This window comes from Hyphomicrobiales bacterium (genome assembly GCA_017642935.1).
Classification (GTDB): Bacteria; Pseudomonadota; Alphaproteobacteria; order Rhizobiales; family MH13; genus MH13.
The window spans coordinates 561882-576346 of sequence record JAEPOK010000002.1 but is presented as its reverse complement, the minus strand read 5'-3'; the positions used below and the strand labels follow the sequence as shown (position 1 = coordinate 576346).

Here is a 14465-nt window from a genome sequence, read left to right as displayed (position 1 = left end):
CCAGACGAACCGCGCGATAGTCGCGACAAACAGGACCCTGCCATGCTTTACGCCCTCATTTGTACCGACAAGCCCGATCATCTTCAGGTCAGGCTCGACAACCGACCCGACCATGTCGCCTATTTGCAAGGTCTCGGCGACGCGCTGAAAGGCGCCGGTCCGTTTCTGGGTGAGGACGGTAAGCCCACCGGATCGCTGGTGTTAATCGAGGCGGACGACAAATCAGCCATTGAGGCTATTGCCGCCAATGACCCCTATGCCAAGGCAGGCCTGTTTGCGAGCGTCGACATTCGACCCTGGGCCTGGCTCCTGAAGAACCCCGACACCGACCCCGAGGCTGCCTGATGCGCTATTGGCTGTTTAAATCCGAACCTTTCAAATGGTCCTGGGAGCAACAAAAAGCCAAGGGCGGGGCCGGCGAGGAATGGGACGGTATCCGCAACTATCAAGCCCGCAATTTCATGCGCGAGATGAAGCTAGGTGATCGCGCCTTCTTCTACCACTCCAATGAGGGTCTAGAGATCGTCGGCATCGCCGAGGTCAGCGCCGAAATCCACCCGGACTCCACCACTGACGATGAACGTTGGGAATGCGTGGACATTCGCGCGCTTGCCGATATGCCCAACCCCGTTTCGCTGAAACAGGTCAAAGCCACCGAGAGCCTGGCCAAGATGAGCCTAGTGACGTCCATGCGCCTGTCGGTGCAGCCGGTAACGGATGAGGAATGGGCAATCGTCTGCGGCATGGGCGGCATTGATCCGGACACGCTGAAGCCTGTCTAGCCACCACACCCGCCACCTCGCTCACATGCACACGGCCTTAACCGACAGGGCCGGCGGCAGTTGACCGAATCGGACTGCACTCGCTAGGCCTGAGGCAATGGCCATTCGGCCAACGACACGCAAAAAGGAATCCCATCCATGGCCGACGACAAAGACGACGACAACGCCAAGCCCCAGGCTCTTGGCCGCCGGCTGGAAGATGCCTTGAGCGAGTCGCGCTACGTTCTGATCACCGGCGAGATCAACGATAAGGTTGCCCGCACGGCGACCAGCCACCTGCTCGCGCTGGCGCAGATGAGCGATGATCCGATCAATGTGATCATCTCCTCCCCCGGCGGCCATGTGGAATCAGGTGACATGATCCATGACGTCATTCGTTTCATCCGCCCGAAGGTGAACGCCATCGGATCGGGATGGGTCGCCTCGGCGGGCGCCCTCATTTACGTTGCTGTGCCGATCGAGCGCCGGTTCTGCCTACCCAAAACCCGGTTTTTGCTGCACGAGCCGCGCGGCGGTGTCGGTGGTCAAGCGTCCGACGTTGAAATCCAGGCCAACGAGATCCGTAAAATGCGCGAACGGTTCTACGAGATTTTTGCTGGCGCGACGGGCCAATCTGTCGAGCGAGTTCAAAAGGACATGGAGCGCGATTTCTGGCTCAACACAGAGGAGGCCAAAGATTATGGCCTGCTCGGCAAGGTCATCACATCCGTGGACGAGCTGGGCTAAGCATCCGCTGAAGCGGGCGCTTCGGCGTCCGCTGCCAGGTCAAGCTCTTCGGCCATCACCAGATCGACGTTCGAACGGCGGATGGCGTCGGCCGCAACCCGGTCAGCTTGATCGATTGGGCCGGCATGGCGCAGCACGACCTGTTTGATACGCCCAGGATAGCGGATGATGGCGTCGTGATAGACCAGCGCATCGTGCTGACCGGAATCGCCAATCAGCACGAACTCCAATCCCGGATTGGCCGCCAAGATCGTGTCGATGGCATTGCCCTTGTGCGAGCCGTGGGTCGATTTGATGAATTTGCTCTCTGAGACGCCGAGGTCGCGCAGAAACATCGGACCGCTTGGCACGCCATTGGCCTCAAAGACCTGGTTCAGATAGCTGTGAAGGTTCCAGGGCGAGGAGCTGACATAGAAGACCGGGTTGGCATCGCCCTGCAGCTTTTTGAGCAGCGCCACGGTGTCAGCAAACACTTCGCGATCCGTGATGAACGTCGTCGCCGTCGTCCATAGATTGCGCGCCAACGAGAACGCGCCCGTGCGCATCACGGTGTCGTCTATATCGGATACGATCCCAAGCTTGGCGTCGGCCTCGGGAACAAGAATGGTAGTTTCAGTCTGCGTGTCATAGTCCGGCAAGCGCAGCGCGACATGGTGCGCACCCGGCGGCAAGGCCGGAACGGTCAGCTGGAAATAGCCTTCCTCATCGCTCAGCGTCTCAACATCGCCTGAAGCCACCCGCACGCCAGGCATCTCGGCGGTGAAGAAGTTGCGTGCCATGTTGCGAAACGCGTTCCAACGCGAGCGGGCTTCGATCTGGGTTGAATAGCGATGACCGTCGAGCACACGGCCGCGCAGCTGGCACCCGTCCGGCGTCGCATAGCCAAGATAGGCGTCGATAACCGGTTCGGGCGTTGCATCGCGCGGGCGCAAACGGTCCCACACCCGCTCCAAGCCGAGGAAAATCGCGTGCAGCAGGCCTTTGGAGCGGCTTTCTTCTTTCCTGGTTGAAACGCTCATTGGCAAACTCCTTTGCAGGTCGCGCTTGGTCCCCCTGCGCGTCGTTCCGAGATGTTGGCACCTGTGTCGCGTGCCCAAACATGCCAAAAGGCCCCGCGCGATGCGGGGCCTTTCTGATTGCTCAAAGCGAACGCTAGGCGGCTTTGGCGTCGGCGTTGACGCCATCCTTGCCGGTCGCGATTTCGGTCATCGTGCGATCACCATCATAGGCGCTGTCCAGCATTTCGGTGAGAGTCGCAGCGTCGCCATCCAGTTCCAGGCGATTGGCATAGGCGCGCAGGGTGCCATAGGCAGCAATCGCATAGTGCGCCATGCGCTGATACTGCGCGATGATCATGGCGTCGCGCGCATCTGGGTTGCCGAACTCGTCTTCTATCGCATGTTCGCGGGCCTCTTTCACAAGACCTTCCATGCCGCCGCAATGGTGACCATTGGGGTTGAGGTCATGCTCGGCGCACAAGCTTTTCAGCTTGTCCATGCCGTCGGAAATCCCATTGGCACCGGCGATCAGCGCCTCGCTCAAGCCTTTGTCTTCGGCAGCGCGGCCCAGCTCGGTCGTCGCGGCCAGCGACTGTTTACAAGCCGAATGGGCGTCCTGGAGCTGCAGGTAATAGACGTCTTGAAGGGTTTTCATGTCCGTCTCCGTTTGTTGGCGTTGGGTGGGGTGACCGATCAACGGGTGAACCAGGCAACCGTTCCAAAGCGATGCCGATTATCTGGCCCTGTCGGGGTGGCCGAGAGACAGACTCAGGAAAACACTTTCAGCCATATTGCGTAATATTTTTCTTTCATGTAACAAATTTCTAACGCAATATGATCTCGCCATGACAGACCCAACGCTTCTTGTTCGCCAGCTTCAGGCCCTCGCCAACCCGGTGAGGTTGTGGCTTGTCGCGCGACTGCACAAAGAGGGTGCGCAATATGTCAGCGAGTTGGCCCGCGCGGCCGGTATCAGCCGCCCTTTGCTGAAGATGCATCTGAAGAAGCTGGAAGAGGCGGCGCTTGTCACCAGCGAAATCGGCACGGCGGACAACGGAAAGTCAGCCAACTTCTTCCGGGCCAAACCCTTCGATCTCAACCTCACCCCAGAAACGATAGCCCTGACCAACCCGGCACCGACCAGCATGGTCAGCGGTAGCAATGGAGATGACAACAATGGACGGTAGCAGCAACATCATGACGCTCACGATCCTGATCCTCGCGCTCATCCTGGCTGTTTTCACGATGAAATATGCGGTCCAGGCCCTCAAGGCGCGAACGCAAGCTGCAATGGCGACCCAGACCGATGCGCGTCTCGCCTCAGTTGAGAAGACGACCGACACACTGGATCGCCGCGTTGCGCATCTTGAGGCGATGCTGAAAGACGTCGAATGAGCGGGGGGCTACGCCGTGCGGCACAAGCCGAGGCGGTGACGCTTCTCGCCCTGCTTTTTGTCGCCGTCCCATTAAAACATGCCGCCGGCTATGACCTCGCCACTAGAATTGTCGGCCCTATCCATGGGCTGACGTTCCTGATGTTTTCCTGGTTCACCGTCCGCTCATGGTCGGAAGGCCTGATCGGTTGGAAAGCGGCGATCCGCCTTTTTGTCGGCGCGATGATCCCCTTTGGCGGCTTCATCAACGAGCGATGGCTGCGCCGCCAAGCATCTACGATTGCACACTGATGCTCTATCAACTGCTGAAAGCCGCGCACCTTGTGTCGCTGTTCGTCTGGATGGGCGGCATGGTGGCGGTCGCATTGGCTCTGCGCCACGCGCCGGTCGCTTACTTGAGACCACTGAAATCCTATGATCGGGCGGTTACGACGCCTGCCATGGTCCTGGCCTGGGCGTTCGGTATCCTGCTGGCGGTGCAAGGCAATTGGTTCACCGACCTCTGGATGATGGCGAAAATTCTTCTAGTGCTGGTGCTGTCCGGCCTGCACGGAGCATTGACAGGTCGGCTTCGCCGTTCAATCAACGCCGAAAGCGCAGACGGCGACGGCCGCGCCAACCTCTTTCTCCCCTTGGGCTTGGCCTTGGTGACGCTGATCGTTTTGCTCGTCACACTGAAACCTTTTTGAAGTCCGGCGCCCTTTATGCCCAACCGGCCAGAAAGTGGCCGACGGAGCGCAATAACGCGCCGCAGAAAAGCTGATACACCGCGGTCATGACCGACGTCGAACCAACCCCTCACGCCAACGCGTCCCCCGCCGCGGACGGCAGTCCGCCTGCCGGTCCGGCAACGTCCAAAAGGGCGATGGTGTTCATCCTGATCACCGTCGCGGTGGATGTGATCGGCCTTGGCATCATCATTCCGGTCCTGCCGGAGCTGATCCGCGAGATTTCGGTCAACACAGGTGGCTCGTCTTTGATGGGCGACGCGGCGATAATTGGCGGCTGGCTGATGTTCGCCTACGCGCTGATGCAGTTTCTGTTCTCGCCGATCCTTGGCAATCTTTCCGACCGGTTCGGCCGCCGCCCTATCCTGCTTTGGGGCTTGTTTTGGCTCGGCATTGACTATGTGATCATGGCCTTGGCGCCGACGATGCTCTGGCTGTTTATCGGGCGCATTTTGGCTGGCATGGCGGGCGCAAGCTACGTGACCGCCTTCAGCTACATCGCCGACATCTCGCCCAAGGACAAACGCGCGGCGAATTTCGGCCTCATCGGCATGGCGTTCGGTATTGGGTTCGTCATCGGCCCGGCGATCGGCGGCCTGCTTGGCGCGCTCGATCCGCGCTTTCCCTTTTGGGCGGCAGCAGCGCTCTGCTTTGCCAACCTCGCCTTCGGCTATTTTGCCCTGCCGGAGAGCTTGGCTAAAGAAAAGCGCCGCAGATTCGAGATCAAGCGCGCCAATCCGGTCGGCGCGTTGAAACAGTTCATCGGCATCAAACCGGTGCTGATGCTGATCATCGCCGGCACGCTGTTTGAGTTCGCTAGCCACGTCTATCCGGTCATGTGGGCCTATTTCACCCCGGTGCAGTACGGTTGGTCGACGGCTGACGTCGGGCTATCCTTGGCCGTGTTTGGCCTGATGATCGGCATCGGCGAGGGGTTCGTGCTGCGTGTTGTTTTGGCGCGCTATGGCGAGCATCGGGTCATCATCGGCTCGACGATCCTGGCGGTGGCCTGTTTTGCCGCCTTCGCCGTCGTCAGCAATGGCGCGCTTGCCTATGTGGTAATGATCATCTCGGCCTTTTCGGGCTTTGCCAGCTCCGGCATTCAGGGGCTGGCGTCCAATCATGTCGGCGAAGATGTGCAGGGCGAGTTGAACGGCGCGGTGATGAGCGCGGCATCGATTGTCCAGATCATCGCTCCACCAGTGATGACGGCGCTATTTGCCTGGTTCACGCTGGAGAACGCCCCGATCTACCTGCCCGGCGCACCCTTTGTGCTCGCCGCGGTCGTCGCAGCGCTGGTCTTCTGGCCCTATGCCAGAGCCCGCCAGCTTGGGATCACCGACAGCGCCGGCCTTGCCGATTGACGATCAATCTGTGTCCTTACTGCTGACTTCCGACCAGCCTGTCCTGACCACCTCCTGCCAGGCTTGCTTGTCCGCCTCTTTCAGCTTGTCGAGAGCGTCTTTGGCCTCTTCGCGCAGCCGGCCCTTGTGCTCGGCTTTCAACGCCTCAACTTCGTTATAGATTTCCTCGATCGCGGGCAGCGGTCGCCCGGTCTCGTCGGAAAGCTCGCGCAGCGCTTCGATGATCTTTCCAAGCTGCTTGCCGAAGCTTGCAACCTCGGTCTCGATCTTGAACTCGATCTCGCGGTTGCCCTTGATTTCAGGAGAAAACAAACGCGGCGAGATGGCCTGTGTCACATCGCCTGAGAACGGCGCACGAAATATTGGCGCCCAAACATCAAGTGGATTGATCATAACAAAAGTCCTTCCGATACCGGTCGCGAGGCTATGCTTCCGCACTGCCTGCAAATACTTGACCATGCAAGCCGATTTACAGGGCAATGCTGCTGCAAAATCGATCACCGTGAGCAGGCTGACTTTCGTCAACGGGGCGGCAGGCCGATCATCCAAACTCCGTGAAACGCCTCAGCGCCGGAGGTCGCAGCCAAACGCGGTCTTCGATGGTTCGGGCTCTGGCTCCCATGACACGGAGAAAGCTGATGATCCGCCTGCTTGTTCTTGCCCTGATGTTGGCCCTCGCCGCGCCCGCCGCCGCACAAAAGGGTCCAGCCACCCCGGTTCAAACACCCGATGTCAGCGGGCAGGCCGACAATTTGCGCTGGCTCCAGCGCTATGCCAACGACCGGCGCCAGTACCTTGTTGATACCGAGGCGGCCCAACCTGATCCGGTCTGGATGATGGCCGACGGGATTGTCTCGATCACCGACCGTGATGCTGTCTTTGAGTCGATCAAGTTCGCTTATCTGATGTGGGCGATGTCGGGCGATCAAAGGATCATCCAAGACAGCATTCCCAGCTGGATGCGCAGCGAGGTCCCGCCCGAGCAAGTGATCTGGGATCTGATGAGCGGCGACACCTTTATCATCGATGGAATGATCGCCAACGCGTTAACGCGTCGCTCCGCCGAGGTGCGCAGCCAGGTGATGAATAGCCTTGATGCCAACATCGCGGCGATCGAAAGGCGGCTATCGGCAGCGACAGAAGGCGGGCAATCCGGCCTTCCGGGCGGCGATAACGCCGTTGATGACTGGGGCGCCACCGCAGAGGGCGCACACGTTGATGGTCGGGTGCTCCGCTTCACGCCGCCCAGCGACGGCCGTATCGATTATTACCAAGCACCGCCCCGGTTCGACGGCGACTGGCGCAGCGCGCGCTTTCTGGTCTTCGATAAGCAAAGTTCAGGTGGCGATTACAGCGGGCCGCGCGACTATCCGGGCGGTCATGGTGACGTTGAACTCTACAATGGCGACATGCTCGCCTATTTCGACATCGAGGAACATCACGACCAAGGCTGGCGGACCTTCAGGATCCCGTTGCGTGATGGGGCGGGATGGCAGCTCTCAGGCGGCGCGCAGCAGCTTTCCGATGTGCTGCGCAATGTCACCCGGTTTAGGATCCGCGCCGAATATGGCGCTGGCGCCGACTCCTCGGCCATCACCAATATCCGTCTGGAATGAGCTCAACCAGTCTGGCTAAACCCCGTTCAGCATCCACCCAATCGCCACCACCTGCGGGACAGTGAGTAAGGGCAAAAGCAGCGCGGCCTTCAGGCGCCCCGTCACCTCTTTGAGCACCAAGATTTCGGTGTAGTCGGTCGCCGCACCCGCCATAAGGAAGGTGAAGGCATTCCCCGGCGCCTGGGCGCGGGTCATCAGGTCAGCGGCGATGGGCACAGAGCCTTCCGAACATACCTCGATGATGGTTGCGGCGACAAGCGTCGTCAGCAGACCCAGGAACGTCGCCCCAAACCAGGTGGCGAAAATCTCCGTTGGCACCGTCACCTGAATGAGCGCAGCAAGCACAACACCGAAGAACAGCCAACGCAGCACCATACGGCTTGCCGTGACCGAGCGGCGGGCCACGTCTTTCACAAAAGCCCAATCGTAGCGCGTGGCTTTGATCCCGGTCTTCGCCTCGCGCCAAACATGAAAATCATCCGGAAGATCGATGCGGTTGGCGTTGGGTTTCACCTTGCCAGCCCGCTCCAGCGCTTCGACGATGAGGCCCGTCGCGAAGGCGATTACCAGCGAGGCGAGGATAAACACGACCATCCAACCCCACCCCATCATTAAACCGATGATGATAGTGAGCGACAGCGAGTTCCAGGGCGAGGCGATAAGGAAGGCAAACACCTGACCGAGGCTGGCGCCGCGCTCATAGAGCTTCGCGCCCACCATCAGGACGCCGTGATTGCAGAGGTCGAGGAAAAAGCCGGCAAGCACTGCACGGCCTAGGCTTTTGGCGCCTTGATCGCGACCGATAACACCGATCACGAATTCCCGCGGCACACGGTCGATAAGGCCAACGGCCACCATGCCCACCAGAATGCCCCACCACATCAGGTTCATCATGTCGCGAACCGAATGGGTGAAATGGCCAAGACCCCACAGGTCGCCATGGTCAAGCATTAAAGAGGCCAGATAGGCCACCACGATCGTCAGGCCCGAGCCCCAAAGCAAAAGGTCGAGCTTGCGCTTGGCAGGCTTGGTGTCATCGGCGGTCGCAGCGCTGCCACAGCAGCCTGACGCCTTGTCCGCAGCCGGCACGGGCGCGCTTGCGTCTGCGCCACCGCAGCAGGAGGCAGCCTTTTCCATCGCCGGCACGGCGAGGTCTGGGGAGTTATCTGAACGTTCCATAAGCCCTAGATAGGGCTTCCAGTTGCTGGAAGGTCAAGGGCCTCCGGGAGAGCACCTATGGAGGGTTACCTCCAGTCACCGGCATGCCGGTCAGTCCAGCCGGTCCGGATCATCCCTGTCAGCCGCCAGGTCACCAAGCGGCACATCAACGGCGAGCCAACGCGTCAGTTCACGAGCTAAGCGCCGGTCGTCCGAGCCACCAACAGTTTCCGCCAGAGTTTCCCTGAAATTACGGTTCGCGCCGGCCAACACCGCGTAAAAGGCGTGTTCGCGCAGCAGCGTGTCGGCTTTGTCATTCTTGATAACGGGCAGCAGAAGCTTTTCGCCCTGCTCACGATCGATCTGCACCAGCGCGTAGAAAAGGCTGATCTGGACGCTGAGAACGCCCTCCTGCATCAAATCGGGCGCAAGCTTGAAAAGATCCTCGCATCGCAGGCGTCCAAGCAGGTGAACGCCACGCGCCCGGCGTTCCGGATCGAGATTGGACGACGGGCCTACCAGTTCCAGCAAAGCGTCGCACCCATCCGCGCCATAAAACGCTGCTTCAGCAATCACGCCCTCATCGGTCTCCGGCGCGTCCAACAGGGTGGCGATCCCATCGCCCGATGGGTCAAAGGGCTGGCCTTTGCCGCCCTTCTTCGGCGTATCTGGGGTCATGACTGCATCTCCTTTCCCACCACCTGATTAGGGTCCTGCCGGTGGCGCGGCGGCGGCGGAAAGAAACGCGGCGCGTGAGCGGCAAACCGCGATCTGCGGCAAATGAAGGCCAATCGAGGTCGACAGCGTGCCTTGACCGCGCATCACATTATCTCTGAACGCCACATGCCCCAGGCCAAGCACATGGCCAAGTTCGTGGGCGAACGTGATCAAACTCAGACGCCAGCGATAGGCCGGATCGGACGTGCGGGTGCGCATGTCGGCAACGACCGCAAGGGGGATGACATCGGGGCGCGCTGGAAAGGATCGCCGCGCATACCCCCAGGACCCATCGATCTCATGCACCAGGAAGAGGTTGATCGCGCCCGGTCGGCGAAGCGGATTGATGGTCGCGTCGCGCAGGCGCGCATCCGCTGGCAGCATCCGTGCGAAGCCTGAAGATGTTTGGGCGTCGATGCGCTCGACAAGTTCAAAGCGAATGCCGCTCGATGCCCACAGATCGTTCACCGTCGTGCCATCGCTGGCTTCGACAGATGGGTCGGCGACAAACATCGCATCGATCTCCTGCCAACTACGCTTGGTGCCATAGTTGCGGTCGATGTCTGGCGGGCCGTCAGCATCCAGCGTGCCGCGAACGATGAACCCTGGTCCGCGATCGTGGCGCGGAAACGGGTTGTCGTCATCGGGGAAGCCGGGTTCGATCGAAAAGCCGCGATAGCGCTGGCCGAACAGTCGCTGGGCGATGATCGGAACCGTATAGTGCGGGCTTGGTGCGTCCATCAGAACCTCCTCACGGCGCCGGCATCGGGTTCGCGACACTCAAAAACGTGGGCGGCGTGATGATCTGAAAGCGGCTGCTTTCAATCCGGTCGAGCGGATAGAGATCGTCCCACAGATTATCGTCGAACCGGATGACCGATATGGGCGCCTCATCGGGGTCGATCGCAATCACACCCCAGCGCTCAATGCCATCTGGTGTGCTCCTGGCAACCCCGCTTGATGATTGAAAAAGCGCGCCGAAATCATTGCCGCCAGCACTTGTACCGCCGCCAAAATCCGCCGATGCCCGCACCACAATCGGATTGACGTAATGGCCACCAATCCGCTCAGGCGCGACGAACCGATTGCGTTCGACGACAGGAATGCCGCTGAAGAACGGATTGTACTCGATCTCGAGCAGGCGATGCGCGGCCCAGGGTGCAATGTCATTGTCAGCCACGCGCACACCGCCCGTGACCTGAAAGGTGAAGCCGTGGGACAGCGTGTTGCCGACAATTTCGGCATCGCCATAGGCAAAAATGTTGATCGCTTCGACCATGTTGCCCGGTCCGACCACCGCCCCCTCGCGCGACACCCATAGGTTCGTGAACATGCTGAAGGCGAGGTCGCCGATCTGCGAGGCTTCAAGCCTTGAATTACGGCGCACTTCACAACTGCCGGCGCCCCGCACCGTGATGTCCCGAACCAGAAGGCCGCCAGGATCGCCATCAAAGCTTGGCCCAGCGGTCTCGAAGGTGCAGCGGGTCACCATGCCGGTGCAGCCGCGCAGCGCGACGCCAAAATTGGTGCCGCGCCCATCGCGGAAGGTGCTTGAAAGCAAAACCAGGTCGATGCTCGTCGCGAACAGGTTCAGCATCCAGCTGAGATCGTAGCGCCCGCGCTCGTCCGGCGGGGCGCTCATGGTGCGGTCGAAATCAACGGTCACGTCTTCAACCGTGCTGCGATCATTTTGCACCAGTACGCCCATCATGCCGCGACAGGTGTAAGACGGTGCCGGGCGTGCACGCACGGTCAAGCCGCGCATGGCCCGGCCCACATAGACCGCTTCGCCGCCCCAATAGGTGATCGGCGTCGGATCGGTTGTCGTGCGTGTCTCGCCGGTAAATTCGATGATGCTGCGATCGCTGCCCGCACCGACCAGATCGTAACTGGGCGGCACAATGATCGGAAACCCTTCGACGGGCGGCGCATAGGTGCCAGCCGCCGCGAAGATGGTGCCGAGAAAACTGCCGGGCGGCAGACCGGACGCCAGCTCGACCACGGCCGCGCGCTCGGCGGCACGCGCCAGACTGCGATAAGGGGAGGCGGCCTGCCCGCGAAAATCGGCATCATCATCGGTGCCGGTGGCGGGATCGACATAGATGTCCATATCCAGGTCCCTCGCGATCGGACAGCGGCCTCCGGAAGGCCACGTATGGCCTGAAGACCTGGCAAACCCCACACTCTGCGCGAACCCAAGGGGCCAGACCTTTGGGGCAAAAATGGGGGAGGGGTTATGTGGCACCATCTGACGGCGGTTTTCGCCGCGCTTGCGAGTCTGGTTTTGACGACAACGGGGCCGGCTCTGGCAGAAGACTGCGTGCGATGGTCAGAGGACCTGCCCACCACCGGCATCGTCACCGAGTATGTCACCGACATCACCGCCGAAGACCTCACCAACTCCCGTGGCGTGCAACTGACCGATTATCGCGCGATCCTCCAGCAGGACCGGTTCAACCATCATGAGCGCGGCGTCATTGATGGCTCCCACCTGGACGATGGCTCGTTTCGGCCGTTCCAGGGCGAGGCCTATTTCACCACCCGCGACAGACGCCAACAGATCTCGCAAGGCGATTTTTCGCTGGTTTGCCCCGACCAACTTGACGATTTGGCCGGTCAAATCCTGCGCGGTCGACTGCAGGGCTTCCTCTTCGTGCGCGCCTATGGCGGCAAGGGTGGCGGTCTGCGTTTCTATATCGCGCTGGTCGGATAGACGAACCACCGACCCACTTGGAGGGCCAAACCGCCTTAGACCATGGTCGCGCTTTGACGCGCATCAACGCCGCAAAACCGCATTCTGCGCCTTTTCACTCAACCAAAGGGCAAGGCGCCTTGCCTTGCTGCACTGCGGTGCTTGGGCTTAGAAAACACGGCAGTGATGCCGCCAAGCCCTCACCAAGAGGGGCAGCGCAGGTCAGTAGACACCAGTTTTCAGCGGGCCGATCGACACATCGAGATGGCTCGTCTGAGGGGAACGCACAAAGGGACCATCAACATGAGTGAAGTTTATCCCGTGCCCGATGCCGTCGCATCGGCCGCCTTGATCGACAATGACAAATATCTGGAGATGTACGAGCAGTCGGTGAAGGACCCCGAAGGGTTCTGGGGCGAGCACGGCAAACGGCTCGATTGGATCAAGCCCTACAGCAAGGTGAAAAACACCAGCTACGATCCGCACAATGTCTCGATCAAATGGTTCGAGGACGGCACGCTGAACGTTGCCGCCAACTGCGTGGATCGCCACATTGAAACGCGCGGTGACCAGGTGGCCATCATTTGGGAGGGCGATGATCCGGGCGAGCACCTTGAGATCACCTACCGTGAGCTCGGCGAGCATGTGAACAAAATGGCCGGCGTGCTGAGAAACGCTGGCGTCAAAAAGGGCGACCGCGTCACGCTTTATCTGCCGATGATCCCCGAAGCGGCCTACGCGATGCTCGCCTGCGCCCGTCTGGGCGCGGTGCATTCCATCGTTTTCGGTGGCTTTTCGCCGGACTCCTTGGCCCAGCGCATTGAAGGCTGTTCCTCCAAAGTTGTCGTGACGGCGGACGAAGGTTTGCGTGGCGGCCGCAAGGTGCCGCTGAAGGCCAATGTCGATAGGGCCGCTGAATCAGCGCCTGTCGACGCCATCGTCGTGGTCAAGCGCACCGGCGGTGACATCGCCATGCAGGACGGTCGCGACATCTGGTACCACGAGGCGGCTACGGACGCGCCGGACTTCGTTGAGCCCGAAGAGATGAACGCCGAAGATCCGCTGTTCATTCTCTACACCTCCGGTTCCACCGGCCAGCCCAAAGGCGTGCTGCACACGACCGGCGGCTACCTGACCTACGCCGCGATGACGCATCAATATGTCTTCGATTATCAGGACGGCGACGTTTACTGGTGCACCGCCGATGTCGGTTGGGTGACCGGTCACAGCTACATTGTCTACGGCCCGCTGGCGAACGGCGCGACCACGCTGATGTTTGAGGGCGTGCCGACCTATCCCTCGCCCTCGCGCTTCTGGGACGTGGTGGACAAGCACAAGGTGTCGATCTTCTACACCGCGCCGACCGCCATCCGCTCATTGATGGGCGCTGGTGAAGAGCATGTGAAAAAGACCGACCGCTCCACGCTGCGCATCCTCGGGTCCGTGGGCGAGCCGATCAATCCCGAAGCCTGGAACTGGTACTATGATGTGGTCGGCGACAAACGCTGCCCCATCGTCGATACCTGGTGGCAGACGGAAACCGGCGGCATTTTGATCACACCGTTACCGGGCGCCACAGCACTGAAGCCAGGCTCAGCGACACGTCCGTTCTTCGGCGTGCAACCGGCGCTGGTGGATGCCGAAGGCCAAATCCTGGAAGGCGCTACCGAGGGCAACCTCGTCATCACCGACTCATGGCCGGGCCAGATGCGCACGGTCTATGGCGACCATGAGCGCTTCGTGCAGACCTATTTCTCCACCTACAAGGGCATGTACTTCACCGGTGATGGCTGTCGCCGCGATGAGGACGGCTACTATTGGATCACAGGCCGTGTGGACGATGTGATCAACGTGTCCGGCCACCGTATGGGCACGGCGGAAGTGGAGTCAGCGCTGGTGGCGCATCCAAAAGTCTCCGAGGCCGCCGTCGTCGGTTATCCGCACGACCTCAAAGGCCAGGGCATCTATGTCTATGTCACGCTGATGGAGGGCCAAGAGCCATCCGATGATCTGCGCAAAGAGCTGGTCAAATGGGTGCGCCAGGAGATCGGGCCGATTGCTTCGCCTGACCTGATCCAGTTCGCACCGGGCCTGCCAAAAACCCGTTCAGGCAAGATCATGCGCCGGATTCTACGCAAGATCGCCGAGGACTCGTTCGACAATTTGGGCGACACTTCAACGCTGGCCGATCCGGGGGTTGTCACCGATCTGATCGACAATCGGCAGAACAAGAGTTGATTGAAAGTTCTAATCAAGAGATTTCGAAGGCGGGCCCAGTGCCCGCCTTTTT

At 60.5% G+C, this 14465-nt stretch carries 18 protein-coding genes; 11 read left to right on the top strand and 7 right to left on the bottom strand.

The window, feature by feature from the left end:
• The first annotated feature begins 42 nt into the window (after positions 1-42).
• The 3 genes from JJ917_12140 to JJ917_12130 all read left to right on the top strand — a co-directional run bounded on the left by JJ917_12140 (position 43) and on the right by JJ917_12130 (position 1508).
• Entirely contained in the window at positions 43-345 is a 303-nt protein-coding gene (locus JJ917_12140) for a hypothetical protein (GenBank protein MBO6699574.1), read from the top strand.
• Positions 345-782, top strand: coding sequence for an EVE domain-containing protein (locus tag JJ917_12135; GenBank protein ID MBO6699573.1), 438 nt, complete (start codon positions 345-347; stop codon positions 780-782). The genes JJ917_12140 and JJ917_12135 overlap by 1 nt, the downstream gene beginning before the upstream one ends.
• Before the next feature lie 138 nt (positions 783-920).
• The gene (locus JJ917_12130) at positions 921-1508 is read left to right on the top strand and encodes an ATP-dependent Clp protease proteolytic subunit (protein MBO6699572.1); all 588 of its coding nucleotides are present in this window, start codon (positions 921-923) and stop codon (positions 1506-1508) included.
• Here the strand turns inward: JJ917_12130 and JJ917_12125 are convergent.
• Complete coding sequence (locus JJ917_12125; GenBank protein MBO6699571.1) at positions 1505-2527, bottom strand: DUF2183 domain-containing protein; 1023 nt, start codon at positions 2525-2527, stop codon at positions 1505-1507. The two genes, JJ917_12130 and JJ917_12125, sit on opposite strands and share 4 nt — an antisense overlap.
• Positions 2528-2660: 133 nt before the next feature.
• A complete protein-coding gene (locus JJ917_12120) occupies positions 2661-3161 on the bottom strand; it encodes a DUF892 family protein (GenBank protein MBO6699570.1) in 501 nt (166 codons plus the stop codon).
• A gap of 190 nt (positions 3162-3351) precedes the next feature.
• Between JJ917_12120 and JJ917_12115 the strand changes: the two genes are divergently transcribed.
• From JJ917_12115 to JJ917_12095, 5 genes are all read left to right on the top strand, one after another.
• The gene (locus JJ917_12115) at positions 3352-3693 is read left to right on the top strand and encodes a helix-turn-helix transcriptional regulator (protein ID MBO6699569.1); all 342 of its coding nucleotides are present in this window, start codon (positions 3352-3354) and stop codon (positions 3691-3693) included.
• Complete coding sequence (locus tag JJ917_12110; protein ID MBO6699568.1) at positions 3683-3901, top strand: hypothetical protein; 219 nt, start codon at positions 3683-3685, stop codon at positions 3899-3901. The genes JJ917_12115 and JJ917_12110 overlap by 11 nt, the downstream gene beginning before the upstream one ends.
• Positions 3898-4191 carry a DUF3817 domain-containing protein gene (locus JJ917_12105; GenBank protein ID MBO6699567.1) on the top strand — a complete coding sequence of 98 codons (294 nt, stop codon included), beginning with the start codon at positions 3898-3900 and terminating at the stop codon, positions 4189-4191. The genes JJ917_12110 and JJ917_12105 overlap by 4 nt, the downstream gene beginning before the upstream one ends.
• Entirely contained in the window at positions 4155-4589 is a 435-nt protein-coding gene (locus tag JJ917_12100; protein ID MBO6699566.1) for a CopD family protein, read from the top strand. The genes JJ917_12105 and JJ917_12100 overlap by 37 nt, the downstream gene beginning before the upstream one ends.
• Positions 4590-4675: 86 nt before the next feature.
• Positions 4676-5992, top strand: a complete 1317-nt coding sequence (locus JJ917_12095; GenBank protein MBO6699565.1) for a TCR/Tet family MFS transporter — start codon at positions 4676-4678, stop codon at positions 5990-5992.
• 3 nt (positions 5993-5995) lie between these two features.
• Here the strand turns inward: JJ917_12095 and JJ917_12090 are convergent, their stop codons facing one another.
• On the bottom strand, positions 5996-6541 hold the full coding sequence (locus JJ917_12090) for a hypothetical protein (GenBank protein ID MBO6699564.1): 546 nt from the start codon (positions 6539-6541) through the stop codon (positions 5996-5998).
• Positions 6542-6630: 89 nt separating this feature from the next.
• On the opposite strand from JJ917_12090, the gene JJ917_12085 reads away from it, so the two are divergent.
• Positions 6631-7608, top strand: a complete 978-nt coding sequence (locus JJ917_12085) for a hypothetical protein (GenBank protein ID MBO6699563.1) — start codon at positions 6631-6633, stop codon at positions 7606-7608.
• 15 nt (positions 7609-7623) lie between these two features.
• Here the strand turns inward: JJ917_12085 and JJ917_12080 are convergent, their stop codons facing one another.
• The 4 genes from JJ917_12080 to JJ917_12065 all read right to left on the bottom strand — a co-directional run bounded on the left by JJ917_12080 (position 7624) and on the right by JJ917_12065 (position 11593).
• A complete protein-coding gene (locus JJ917_12080) occupies positions 7624-8787 on the bottom strand; it encodes a permease (protein MBO6699562.1) in 1164 nt (387 codons plus the stop codon).
• Positions 8788-8877: 90 nt separating this feature from the next.
• On the bottom strand, positions 8878-9444 hold the full coding sequence (locus JJ917_12075) for a hypothetical protein (protein MBO6699561.1): 567 nt from the start codon (positions 9442-9444) through the stop codon (positions 8878-8880).
• 27 nt (positions 9445-9471) lie between these two features.
• Entirely contained in the window at positions 9472-10224 is a 753-nt protein-coding gene (locus JJ917_12070) for a hypothetical protein (protein MBO6699560.1), read from the bottom strand.
• Positions 10225-10234: 10 nt separating this feature from the next.
• Positions 10235-11593, bottom strand: coding sequence for a hypothetical protein (locus JJ917_12065; protein ID MBO6699559.1), 1359 nt, complete (start codon positions 11591-11593; stop codon positions 10235-10237).
• Between the two features lie 126 nt (positions 11594-11719).
• On the opposite strand from JJ917_12065, the gene JJ917_12060 reads away from it, so the two are divergent.
• Positions 11720-12196 carry a hypothetical protein gene (locus tag JJ917_12060; protein ID MBO6699558.1) on the top strand — a complete coding sequence of 159 codons (477 nt, stop codon included), beginning with the start codon at positions 11720-11722 and terminating at the stop codon, positions 12194-12196.
• 282 nt (positions 12197-12478) lie between these two features.
• Complete coding sequence (acs, locus tag JJ917_12055; GenBank protein ID MBO6699557.1) at positions 12479-14413, top strand: acetate--CoA ligase; 1935 nt, start codon at positions 12479-12481, stop codon at positions 14411-14413.
• Positions 14414-14465 lie beyond the last annotated feature (52 nt).

Coding starts and splice junctions, on each gene's coding strand:
- JJ917_12140 (MBO6699574.1), top strand. CDS start 43: ATGCTTTACGCCCTCATTTGTACCGACAAGCCCGATCATCTTCAGGTC.
- JJ917_12135 (MBO6699573.1), top strand. CDS start 345: ATGCGCTATTGGCTGTTTAAATCCGAACCTTTCAAATGGTCCTGGGAG.
- JJ917_12130 (MBO6699572.1), top strand. CDS start 921: ATGGCCGACGACAAAGACGACGACAACGCCAAGCCCCAGGCTCTTGGC.
- JJ917_12125 (MBO6699571.1), bottom strand. CDS start 2,527: ATGAGCGTTTCAACCAGGAAAGAAGAAAGCCGCTCCAAAGGCCTGCTG.
- JJ917_12120 (MBO6699570.1), bottom strand. CDS start 3,161: ATGAAAACCCTTCAAGACGTCTATTACCTGCAGCTCCAGGACGCCCAT.
- JJ917_12115 (MBO6699569.1), top strand. CDS start 3,352: ATGACAGACCCAACGCTTCTTGTTCGCCAGCTTCAGGCCCTCGCCAAC.
- JJ917_12110 (MBO6699568.1), top strand. CDS start 3,683: ATGGACGGTAGCAGCAACATCATGACGCTCACGATCCTGATCCTCGCG.
- JJ917_12105 (MBO6699567.1), top strand. CDS start 3,898: ATGAGCGGGGGGCTACGCCGTGCGGCACAAGCCGAGGCGGTGACGCTT.
- JJ917_12100 (MBO6699566.1), top strand. CDS start 4,155: ATGGCTGCGCCGCCAAGCATCTACGATTGCACACTGATGCTCTATCAA.
- JJ917_12095 (MBO6699565.1), top strand. CDS start 4,676: ATGACCGACGTCGAACCAACCCCTCACGCCAACGCGTCCCCCGCCGCG.
- JJ917_12085 (MBO6699563.1), top strand. CDS start 6,631: ATGATCCGCCTGCTTGTTCTTGCCCTGATGTTGGCCCTCGCCGCGCCC.
- JJ917_12080 (MBO6699562.1), bottom strand. CDS start 8,787: ATGGAACGTTCAGATAACTCCCCAGACCTCGCCGTGCCGGCGATGGAA.
- JJ917_12075 (MBO6699561.1), bottom strand. CDS start 9,444: ATGACCCCAGATACGCCGAAGAAGGGCGGCAAAGGCCAGCCCTTTGAC.
- JJ917_12070 (MBO6699560.1), bottom strand. CDS start 10,224: ATGGACGCACCAAGCCCGCACTATACGGTTCCGATCATCGCCCAGCGA.
- JJ917_12065 (MBO6699559.1), bottom strand. CDS start 11,593: ATGGACATCTATGTCGATCCCGCCACCGGCACCGATGATGATGCCGAT.
- JJ917_12060 (MBO6699558.1), top strand. CDS start 11,720: ATGTGGCACCATCTGACGGCGGTTTTCGCCGCGCTTGCGAGTCTGGTT.
- acs (MBO6699557.1), top strand. CDS start 12,479: ATGAGTGAAGTTTATCCCGTGCCCGATGCCGTCGCATCGGCCGCCTTG.